At 73.6% G+C, this 11,681-nt stretch carries 3 protein-coding genes; 2 read left to right on the top strand and 1 reads right to left on the bottom strand.

The genetic code is table 11. From position 1 onward, the window contains the following. The coding region (locus ACWDAK_RS38975; RefSeq protein ID WP_449806562.1) for an SDR family NAD(P)-dependent oxidoreductase at positions 1–8,256 on the top strand (8,256 nt) is incomplete at its 5' end. Between the two features lie 290 nt (positions 8,257–8,546). Here the strand turns inward: ACWDAK_RS38975 and ACWDAK_RS38970 are convergent. After that, entirely contained in the window at positions 8,547–10,079 is a 1,533-nt protein-coding gene (locus tag ACWDAK_RS38970) for an ArnT family glycosyltransferase (RefSeq protein ID WP_344640326.1), read from the bottom strand. A gap of 337 nt (positions 10,080–10,416) precedes the next feature. Between ACWDAK_RS38970 and ACWDAK_RS38965 the strand changes: the two genes are divergently transcribed. Next, entirely contained in the window at positions 10,417–11,535 is a 1,119-nt protein-coding gene (locus tag ACWDAK_RS38965; RefSeq protein ID WP_344640327.1) for an agmatinase family protein, read from the top strand. The last annotated feature ends 146 nt before the right edge of the window (positions 11,536–11,681 follow it).

The raw sequence follows: 11,681 nt of genomic DNA, 5'->3' as shown, positions 1-11,681 counted from the left end.
GGCCGCCCGGAGGCGCGGGCGCTGACCACCGCCGTCGCGCAGGCCTACGTCCGTGGCACGGCCGTGGACTGGGCGGCGGTGTTCGCGGGCCGGGGTGCTCGGCGGGTGGATCTGCCCACCTACGCCTTCCAGCGCGAGAGGTACTGGCCGAACGTGCCGCCGCTGGGTGCGGGCGATGTGACCATGGCCGGCCTCGGTACGGCGGACCACCCGCTGCTGGGCGCGGCGGCCGAACTGCCGGACTCGGGTGGGCTGGTGTTCACCGGGCGGCTGGCGCTGTCCACCCACCCGTGGCTGGCGGACCACGCAGTGCTGGGCAGTGTGCTGCTGCCGGGTACGGCCTTCGTCGAACTGGCCGTCCGGGCCGGCGACCAGGTGGGCTGTGACCTGCTGGAGGAGCTGACCCTTGCGGCGCCGCTCGTGCTGCCGGAGCAGGGCGGGGTGCAGCTGCGCCTCACCCTGGGCGCGGCCGACGAGTCGGGCGCCCGGGCGCTGAGCCTGCACTCCCGCCGTGAGGACGCTCCCGCGGAGGAGCCGTGGACCCGGCACGCGACCGGTCTGCTGGCTCCCGGCGCGCAATCGCCCGGCTTCGACCTGGGCGAGTGGCCGCCGGCCGGTGCGACCGAGGTCGAGCTGGATGGCCGGTACGAGGTGCTGGCGGGGATCGGCTTCGACTACGGCCCGGTCTTCCAGGGTCTGCGCCGGGCCTGGCGGCGAGGGGACGAGGTCTTCGCTGAGGTGAGCCTGCCGGAGCAGGCCGAGGCCGAGGCCGGCTTGTTCGGTCTGCACCCGGCCCTGTTGGACTCGGCGCTGCACGCGCTCGGCCTGGCGGCCCCCGAGGGGACCGACTGGCGGGGCAGGCTGCCGTTCTCCTGGACCGGCGTGTCGCTGCACGCGGCCGGCGCCTCGGCGCTCCGGGTGCGCCTGGCGGCGGCCTCCTCGGACGGCGTCTCGCTGGAGCTGGCCGACGAGGCCGGCCGGCCGGTGGCGTCGGTGGACGCGCTGGTGCTGCGGGCCCTGTCGGCCGAGCAACTGCGCTCGGCGCAGAGCGTGTTCCATGAGTCGCTGTTCCGCCCCGAGTGGGTGGCACTGCCCGCCGGCCCGGCGTCCGAGGACGAGCGCTGGGCGGTGCTCGGCGGCGATGCGCAGGTGCTGGGCGACCTCGGACGAGCCGTCGAGGCGTACCCGGATCTCGCGGCGCTCGCGGCGAGCGGGGACGTTCCCGACCTGGTGCTCGCACCATGCCTGGGACCGGACGTCCCGGAGGAGCAGGACACCGTCGCTGTCGTCCGGGAGACCGTGAACCGGGTCCTGGGCCTCGTCCAGTCGTGGCTGGCCGAGGACCACTTGGCCGGTGCCCAGCTGGTGGTGGTGACCCGTGGCGCGGTGGCGACCATCGCCGACGCGGATGTCACCGACCTGGCCCACGCCGCCGTGTGGGGTCTGGTGCGCTCGGCGCAGACCGAGAACCCCGGACGGATCGTCCTGGTGGACCTGGACGGCGAGGCGTCGTCCCGCCGGGCGCTGGGCACCGTACTCACGGCGGAGGAGCCGCAGCTGGCCGTCCGGAAGGGTGTGCCGCACGCGCTCCGGCTGGCCCGGGTCGAGGTGTCGGAAGAGCCCGAGGCCAAGGTGTTCGGCCCCGAGGGCACGGTTCTGATCACCGGTGGTACGGGTGCGCTGGGTGCGCTGGTGGCCCGGCATCTGGTGGCTGAGTACGGTGTCCGGCAGCTGCTGCTGACCAGCCGCCGTGGTGCGGATGCGCCGGGTGCGGAGGAACTGCGCTCCGAGCTGGCCGAGTCGGGCGCGGAGGTCACGCTGGCGGCGTGTGACGCGGCCGACCGGGAGGCGCTCGCCGTCCTGCTCGCCTCGGTGCCCGCCGAGCGGCCGCTCACGGCGGTCGTCCACACCGCGGGCGTCACCGACGACGGTGTGCTGTCCTCGCTCACTCCCGAGCGGATCGAGCGGGTGCTGCGGCCCAAGGCCGAAGGCGCCTGGAACCTGCACGAGTTGACCGCCGGCCTCGACCTCTCGGCGTTCGTGCTGTTCTCCTCCGCCGCCGGTGTCTTCGGCGGTCCCGGACAGGGCAACTACGCCGCCGCCAACGCCTTCCTGGACGGGCTGGCGCACCACCGCGCGGCCCGCGGCCTGCCGGCGACCTCGCTGGCCTGGGGCCTGTGGGCGCAGAGCAGCGGAGTCAGCGGGCACCTGGACGACAACGACCTGGCCAGGATGGAGCGTTCGGGTCTGGGTGCGCTCTCCTCGGACGAGGGCCTGGCGCTGTTCGACGCCGCGCTGAAGTCCCCGGGCGAGGTGCTGGTCCCGATGCACGTCCGGGTGGCCGCGCTGCGGACGCAGGCGGCGGCCGGACTGGTGCCCCCGCTGCTGCGCGGACTGGTCCGCACCCCGGTGCGCCGGGCCGTCGAGGCGGCGGCACGCGGCGCGGGCTCCGAGTCCGAACTGGTGCGCCGGCTGGCCCCGCTGGCCTTCGCCGAGCAGGAGCGTGCGCTGCTGGACCTGGTCCGCGGGCAGGTCGCGGCGGTGCTGGGCTACTCGGGCGCCGAGGCCGTGGACGGCGAACGGGCGTTCAGGGAGCTTGGCTTCGACTCGCTGACCGCCGTCGAGCTCCGCAACCAGCTGAACGCGGCGACGGGGCTGCGACTGCCCGCGACGCTGATCTTCGACTACCCCAGCCCGGCCACGCTGGCGGGCCACCTGCGCACCGAACTCCTGGGCGCCGAGCGGGAGTCGGACCTGCCTGCGACAGCCTTGGCGGTGGCGGCAGACGACGACCCGATCGCGATCGTCGGTATGGCCTGCCGCTACCCCGGCGGGGTGACCAGCCCCGAGGAGCTGTGGCAGCTGATCGCCGGGGAACGCGACGGGATCTCCCTGTTCCCGACCGACCGCGGCTGGGACCTCGACGCCCTGTACGACCCGAACCCGGACAACCCCGGGACCTCGTACACCCGCGAGGGCGGCTTCCTGCACGACGCCAACTACTTCGACCCGGCCTTCTTCGGCATCTCGCCGCGTGAGGCGCTGGCGATGGACCCGCAGCAGCGCCTGCTGCTGGAGACCACCTGGGAGGTGTTCGAGCGGGCCGGCATCGATCCGGCCACCATGCGCGGCAGCCGTACCGGTGTCTTCGCCGGCGTGATGTACCACGACTACGGCACCCGACTGCGGACCGCCCCCGACGAGGTCGAGGGCTACCTCGGCACCGGCAGCTCCAGCAGCGTCGTCTCCGGCCGGGTCGCGTACACCTTCGGTCTGGAGGGTCCGGCGGTCACCGTGGACACCGCTTGCTCCTCCTCGCTGGTCGCGCTGCACCTGGCGAGCCAGGCGCTGCGAGGCGGCGAGTGCACCATGGCGCTGGCCGGCGGTGTGACGGTGATGTTCACCCCCGGTACGTTCGTCGAGTTCAGCCGCCAGCGCGGGCTGGCGGAGGACGGCCGCTGCAAGTCCTTCGCGGCGGCGGCGGACGGCACCGGCTGGGGTGAGGGTGCGGGCATGCTGCTGGTCGAGCGCCTCTCGGACGCCCGCCGCAACGGGCACCCGGTGCTGGCCGTGGTGCGGGGTAGTGCGATCAACCAGGACGGTGCGTCCAACGGTCTGACGGCGCCCAACGGTCCGTCCCAGCAGCGGGTGATCCGGCAGGCACTCGCCAACGCCGGGATCCCGGCCGGGCAGGTGGACGCGGTGGAGGCGCACGGCACCGGCACCACGCTGGGCGACCCGATCGAGGCGCAGGCGCTGCTCGCCACCTACGGTCAGGACCGCATCGACGACCAGCCGCTCTGGCTCGGCTCGGTGAAGTCCAACCTCGGCCACACCCAGGCCGCTTCGGGCGTCGCGGGTGTGATCAAGATGGTGATGGCGATGCGGCACGGTGTGCTGCCGCGCACCCTGCACGTCGACGAGCCCTCGCCGCACGTGGAGTGGTCGGCGGGCGCGGTCTCGCTGCTGACGGAGGCGCAGCCGTGGCCGGAGACCGGCCGTCCGCGCCGCGCGGCGGTCTCCTCGTTCGGTATCAGCGGTACCAACGCCCACACCATCCTGGAGCAGGCACCGCCCACCGAGGACACGGTGCCGGCGGACGGCGGGATCGAGGCGGGCGACACCCGCACGACGCTGCCCTGGGTGCTGTCGGCGAAGGGCGAGCCTGCCCTGCGGGCCCAGGCGGCCCGGCTGCACGCCTTCGCGGACGAGCAGCCCGAGCTGAGCCCGGTCGACGTCGGCCACTCGCTGGCCACCACGCGCGCCGCTCTGGAGCAGCGAGCCGTGGTCATCGCCGACGACCGCACGGAGTTCCTGCGCGGGCTGGCCGCGCTGGCGGCCGGTGAGGCCCCGGCGAACGTGGTGCAGGGCTCGGTGGCCGGTGGCCGCCTGGCGTTCCTGTTCACCGGGCAGGGGAGCCAGCGGGCCGGGATGGGCGCCGAGTTGTACGAGGCGTTCCCGCATTTCGCCGAGGCCTTCGACGCGGTGTGTGCGGAGCTGGACGGGCACTTGGACCGTCCGCTGCGCGAGGTGGTGTTCGCCGGCGAGGAGTTGGATCAGACCGGTTACACGCAGCCGGCGCTGTTCGCGATCGAGGTGGCGCTGTTCCGCCTCGTCGAGTCGTGGGGCGTCCGGCCGGACGCGCTGGCGGGTCACTCGATCGGTGAGCTGGCCGCCGCGCACGTGGCGGGTGTGCTCTCGCTTGCGGACGCCGCCGCTCTGGTGGCGGCTCGCGGCCGGCTGATGCAGGCGCTGCCCACTGGCGGTGCGATGGTGGCGGTGCAGGCATCCGAGGACGAGGTTCTGCCGTTCCTCACCGAGGAGTTGGGGATCGCGGCGGTCAACGGTCCGACCTCGGTGGTGATCTCGGGGGCTGAGCAGGCCGTGCTGGAGGCCGCGGAGAAGCTGGCCGCCGACGGCCGCAAGACCAAGCAGCTGACGGTGAGCCACGCGTTCCACTCGCCGCTGATGGAGCCGATGCTGGCGGAGTTCTGTACCGTCGCCGAGGGCCTGACCTTCGCCGAACCGCGCATCCCGATCGTCTCCACCCTCACCGGCTCGGTCACGGACGAGATCCGCACCGCCGACTACTGGGTGCGCCACGTCCGCGAGGCCGTCCGCTTCCACGAGGCGGTCCGCACCCTGGAGGGCGAAGGCGTCCGTACGTACGTGGAGTTGGGCCCGGACGGGGTTCTCTCCGCAATGGGCCAGGAGTGCGTGAGCGAGGACGCGGTGTTCGCGCCCGTGCTGCGCTCCGGTCGGCCGGAGGTACGGTCGCTGACCACCGCCCTCGCACAGGCCCACGTCCGTGGCACGGCCGTCGACTGGCCGGCCGTGTTCGCAGGCCTGGGGGCAGCACGGGTCGAACTGCCCACGTACGCCTTCCAGAAGGAGCGCTACTGGCTGGACACGGGCGTGTCCGCAGGCGACATGGCGTTGGCGGGACTCGACCTGGCCGGCCACCCGCTGCTGGGCGCGGCGGTCGAACTGCCCGACTCGGGCGGATTCGTGTTCACCGGGCGGCTGGCGCTGTCGACGCATCAGTGGCTGGCCGACCACGCGGTACTGGGCAGCGTGCTGCTGCCGGGTACGGCCTTCGTCGAACTGGCCGTCCGGGCCGGCGAGGAGGTGGGCTGCGGGCTGCTGGACGAACTCACGCTGGAGGCGCCGCTGGTGCTGCCCGAGCGCGGTGGTGTGCAACTGCGCCTCACGCTGGGGGCGGCCGACGAGTCGGGTGCCCGGGCGCTGAGTCTGCACTCCCGCCGTGAGGACGTCCCGGCCGAGGAGCCGTGGACCCGGCACGCGACCGGTCTGCTGGCCCCGGGTGCACAGGAGCCGGGGTTCGACCTCGGTGAGTGGCCGCCGGCCGGTGCCGAGCCGATCGACGTGGACGGGCTGTACGAGGGAGTCGCGAAGGCCGGCCTGGACTACGGTCCGGTCTTCCAGGGCCTGCGCCGGGCCTGGCGCCGCGACGGCGAGGTCTTCGCGGAGATCCGGCCCGCGCCGGACGGGCCCGGCCTGGACACCGCGCCGTACGGGCTGCACCCCGCGCTGCTGGACGCCGCCCTGCACGGGGTCGGCCTCGGCGGTCTGGTCCGTGACGCCGACCAGGACGCGGGCCGCGCCCGGCTGCCGTTCTCCTGGGGCGGGGTCCGGCTGCACGCTGCGGGTGCTTCCGCGCTGCGGGTGCGGCTGGCCTCGGCCGGTTCGGACAGCGTGTCGCTGTGGCTGGCGGACGAGTCGGGCAGGGCGGTCGCGTCGGTGGACGCGCTGGTGCTGCGGGCGGTCTCGGCGGAACAACTGCGCTCGGCGCAGGGCGCGTTCCAGGAGTCGTTGTTCCGCGCCGAGTGGGCGGCACTGCCTGCCGGGCCGGCCGTCGAGACCGGAGGCTGGGCCGTGCTGGGGTCCGGCGCCGACCTGGACGGCTTCGAGCGGAGCGTCGAGGTGTACCCGGACCTGGCGGCGCTGGCCGCGAGCGGGGACGCCCCCGAGGTGGTGTTCGCCCCCTTCGTCGGGACGGGTGCCGCCGGGGCGGACACCGCAGCCGCCGCCCGGGGCGCCACCCGGCGCGCCCTGGAGCTCGTCCAGTCCTGGCTGGCCGAGGACAGGTTCGCCGACGCCCGCCTGGTGGTGGTGACCCGTGGTGCGGTGGCGACCGCCGCCGACGCGGATGTCACCGATCTGGTGCACGCTCCGGTCTGGGGTCTGCTGCGCTCGGCCCAGGGCGAGAACCCGGGGCGGATCGTCCTGGTGGACCTGGACGGTGACGGCGCCTCGCTCGGTGCGCTCCCGGCCGCACTCGCCTCCGGCGAGCCGCAGCTGGCCGTCCGGCAGGGCGTCCCGCACGCCTTCCGGCTGGCCCGGGTCCCGGCCGTCACCGAGCAGGCCGCCGAGCCCAGGGCCTTCGGGCCGGAGGGCACGGTTCTGATCACCGGTGGTACGGGTGCGCTGGGTGCGCTGGTGGCCCGGCATCTGGTGGCCGAGTACGGTGTCCGGCAGCTGCTGCTGACCAGCCGCCGTGGTGCGGATGCGCCGGGTGCGGAGGAACTGCGGTCCGAACTGGCCGAGTCGGGCGCGGAGGTCACGCTGGCGGCGTGTGACGCGGCCGACCGGGAGGCGCTCGCCGCCCTGCTCGCCTCGGTGCCCGCCGAGCGGCCGCTCACCGCGGTCGTCCACACCGCGGGCGTGCTCGACGACGGGATCGTCTCGACGATGACTCCCGAGCGGCTGGACGGGGTGCTGCGTCCGAAGGTGGACGCGGCCTGGCACCTGCACGAACTGACGGGACATCAGAACCTCTCGGCGTTCGTCCTGTTCTCCTCCGCCGCCGGTGTCTTCGGCGGCCAGGGACAGGCGAACTACGCCGCAGCGAACACCTTCCTGGACGCGCTGGCGCAGCACCGCAAGGCACGCGGCCTCGCGGCGAGTTCGCTCGCCTGGGGCCTGTGGGCGCAGGACGGCGGCATGGCGGGCGGCCTGGACGAGGCTGACGTGGCCCGGATGGCCAAGGCCGGGCTGGCGCCGCTGTCCCCGGCGGAGGGCCTGGCGCTGTTCGACGCGGCGACCGGCGGTCAGGACGACGCGGTGCTGGCTCCGATGCGGCTCGACGTGGCCATGCTGCGGGCCCAAGGCGATCCCGAGCTGGTGCCGCACCTGCTGCGGGGGCTGGTCCGGGTGCCGGTCCGGCGGTCGTCGGCGGGAGCGGGCGCCCAGGTGGCCGAAGAGCGCACACTGGCCCAGCAGTTGGCCGGTCTGCCGGACGCCGAGCGGGACCGCGTCCTGCTGGACGCGGTGCGGACCCAGGTGGCCGCGGTGCTCGGCTACGGCGGCCCCGAGGCGATCGAACCGGGACGCGGTTTCGTCGAGCTCGGCTTCGACTCGCTGACCGCCGTCGACCTGCGCAACCGTCTGGGCGCGCTGGCCGGGGTGCGGCTGCCGGTCACGCTGATCTTCGACTACCCGACCCCGGGCGCCCTGGCCGCCTACCTGCGGGAGGAGATCCGCCAGGACGAGGCGTCGGCCGCGCCGGTACTTCCGATCGGTGCGGAACTCGACCGCCTGGAGTCGATCCTGGCCAACCTCGCCGCCGGTGAGGAGGAGCGGCGCAGCGTCACCGCCCGCCTGCGGTCCCTGCTGTCGATGTGGACCGAGGCCCAGGGCCCGGACACCGAGTCGGCGGCGGCCGACGCCGAGCTCGAGTCGGCGACGGCGGACGAGCTCTTCAGCCTGCTGGACGAGGAACTCGGTCTGTCCTGATCCGACCCCGCCGGGGCCTGCCGACCGATCGGGTCGGCGGGCCCCGGCGCACTCGGCTCCCGTGGCCGCCGTCCGGGGACGGAGCACCGTCCCGTCCCGGGGCGGCGGCCGCGGCGATCGGTGGGCCGCTGCGGCCGGCGGCCACCAGCGCCGGTCATCGGCGGTCGTCCGAAATGACAGTGGTCGTCCGCGGTGGGAGCGGACATGCGGCGGGCCCCGGGAGTGATCCCGGGGCCCGCCGTCATGTCGTCAGGCGAAGCAGTGATGAGTCGACGGAGGCGGTGGCGCGGTCAGGCGACGGTGCGCAGGCCGGGCCAGAGCTTGGACCACGGGGTGTGCAGGCCCTCGCAGAGCCAGACGGCCTTGCCCTGGTCGGCGTTGTTCACGTCCACGCCGTCGTCTATCGTGGCCACCTGCCGTACGCTGCCGAACTCCTCGCGCAGCTTGGCCTCGTCGCCGCCGACGTACAGTACGGCGCCGGAGCCGTCCGGCGGCGCGCCGAAGTACCAGGCACCGCGCTGCGGGCTGTACGCCTGCGGCAGCCCGTCCCCGGGCCCGTAGCGGTCCAGTGCGCCGGCCGCCCAGAAGGTGTCGGTGACGATCACCGCGTTGTGCTCCTGGTCGGCGGGCAGCGCGTGGTAGGCCTTTGCCACGGTGGCCGCCAGCTGCGGCCAGCCGATCGTCTCGGTGATGGAGAAGTTGGCGCCCTGCGGGGTGCGGCCGACGGCGGAGACCGGGTACACCGGGAGGCCGGCGACCGCCACCGCCGCGCAGATCACGAAGGCGGGGATGCCGAAGCCCCAGCGCCATCCGCGGGCCGCCGGGCGGTGCTGGAGGGAGACCGCGCCCACCGCCCAGAGCATCGGGAACAGGCCGGCGACGTAGTAGGCCCGGCCGTCGGTGAGCAGGAAGAACGCGGTCACCGCGACTGCCGCCCAGCCCAGGAAGCGGTAGGCGCGCAGCGCCTCCATCCGCAGCAGCCGCCACAGCCCCGCGCACATCAGCAGGACCAGCGGGAAGCCGGAGAGGATCAGCGCCAGTGGCAGGAACAGCACCCGGCCGCCGAACAGCGAGTCGTCCTCGGCGGCGATCGCATCCGTCATCTCCGCCTGCGGCCAGCCGTGCTGGGCCTGCCACACCAGGCTGGGCGCCGTCACCAGCACCGCGATCGCGGCCGCCGCCCAGAGTGCGGGCCGGGCGAGCAGCGAGCGCGGGCCGGCCACGGCCACCGCACCGACCAGGGCCAGCAGGAACACACCGACCAGGTACTTGTCCTGGAGCGCGGCCGCCGCCACCACGCCGAGCCACAGCAGCAGCCGGTCGTCGCGCAGCCGGATCCAGCGCACCAGCAGCCAGCTGATCAGGGTCCAGAAGAACACGTCCAGGGTCGGGGTGATCAGCAGGTGCCCGAAGACCACCACGATCGGCGAGACGGCGAAGGCGCCGGCGCTGAGCAGCTGGGCGCGGCGCTGCCCGCCCAACTCCCGCGCGATCAGGGCGCACAGGACGACCCCCGTGCCGGTCAGCAGGGTGGCCGGCAGGCGCAGCACCACCAGGTTGCCGGGGGCCAGCGCGTCCATGGCGTGGGCGAGCAGGGGCAGCAGTGGAGGCTGGTCGATGTAGCCCCAGTCCGGGTGCTTCCCGGCGGAGAGGAAGTACAGCTCGTCGCCGAAGTAGCCGTAGCGGCCGCTGGTCAGCAGCAGGGCCAGGGTCAGTACGCCCGCGACGACGGCCACCGGCCGCCAGGCGATCGGTGGGGCTTCGGGCCGGTCCGGTTGTTCGGCGGCGCTCGGCGGCGCGGCGTTGTCGATGGTCTGGCTCACGGTTTCTCCACGTGGGTCGATTCGTCGCATTCGGCGGGCCGGTTTCCGGCCGATATCCCGAGTGAATTCGCTGAATCCGCATTCCCGCGCCTGGCCGGCTCGCCGAGCAGAGGGCGTCAGGGATGTGCTGCGGGCGACTCGATCCTATGGCATCTCCTTGTCCGGCCGAGGGCTTGACGGAGCCTCGGGGTAGGGGTCGGGCCGCGCCGGATAGGGGTCGGATAGGAGGTGAACAAGGGGTCGGAGGATTTTCCGGCGCGACTAGGCTGGTGCCGCAGCGAAATATGCGAACCGTCCGAACGCGGAATGCGCCGTAACGTCCACCGAGGAGAAGTGTGTGAACGACAAGCCTCAGACGCCCGAGTTCCGCCTGGAGATCGACCGGTCGGCGGCGCCCGGCCGCGAGCCGGGGCCGATCGACCTCCGCCGGTACTACGCGACCCCCGCCCACTCGGGCATCCCGACCTTCATGGGTGTTCCGCTCTGCCTCAACCAGGAGGACCTGAAGGCCGGGAACGCCGACGTCGCGGTGCTGGGCATCCCGCTGGACTCCTCGATCGGCCACCGCGGCGCCGCCTACGGTCCGCGGATGATCCGCGCCGACGAGCGGTACATCTTCAACGCCCCCGAGGCGGTGATCAACGCCAGCACCCGGATCAACCCGTTCGACGTGCTGAAGGTGGTGGACTACGGCGACGCGGCCGTGGACGCCTTCAGCACGCCGAACTCGATGGACCACATCCGGGGACTGGTCCGGCAGATCGCCGAGGTCGGGGCCGTCCCGGTGCTGCTCGGCGGCGACCACTCGCTGCTGTGGCCGAGCGTCGGGGCGCTGGCCGACGTCTACGGCCCGGAGAAGATCGGCGTCATCCACTTCGACGCCCACCCCGACTGCCACGACTCGCAGTTGGGCCACCGGGCCACCCACAGCACCCCGATCCGGCGGATCATCGAGGACGAGAAGATCCCGGCGGGCAACGTGGTCCAGGTCGGTCTTCGCACCGTCACCGGCCCCGACAACCAGCTGTTCAACTGGATGCGCCGACAGGGCATGAAGTCGCACTTCATGGCGGAGATCGAGCGGATCGGCTTCCACGCCGTGCTGGACAAGGCGATCGCCGAGGTGCAGGAGAACGCCGAGTTCGTCTACCTCTCGCTGGACATCGACGTGCTGGACCCGGCCTTCGCCCCCGGCACCGGCACCCCCGAGCCCGGCGGCCTGACCAACCGCGAGCTGTTCCCGGCGTTCCGCCGGATCTGCCACGAGACCAAGGTCATCGGCATGGACGTGGTCGAGGTCGCGCCGCACCTGGACTCCGGGTACTCCACCACGATGAACGCCCGCCGCGCCATCTTCGAGGGCCTGACCGGCCTGGCGATGAACCGGCTGAAGATCGCCGGGCCGAACTACCTCAACCCGATCGTCTCCGGGCAGGTCAAGTTCCCGATGGGCTGAGACGGGTACCGGCGGCAGAGCCCGACACCAGAGGAGCCGACTACCGGACCGACCAGTTCGACGACTTCACCCTCACCCCCGGCACGCCCTCCACCCCCACCGGCCCGGTCACCTCCGCCCTGCCCGGCAAGTGCCTCGACGACGGC

Source organism: Kitasatospora sp. NPDC001175, assembly GCF_053598215.1.
This window is presented reverse-complemented; position numbering and strand designations above follow the sequence as displayed.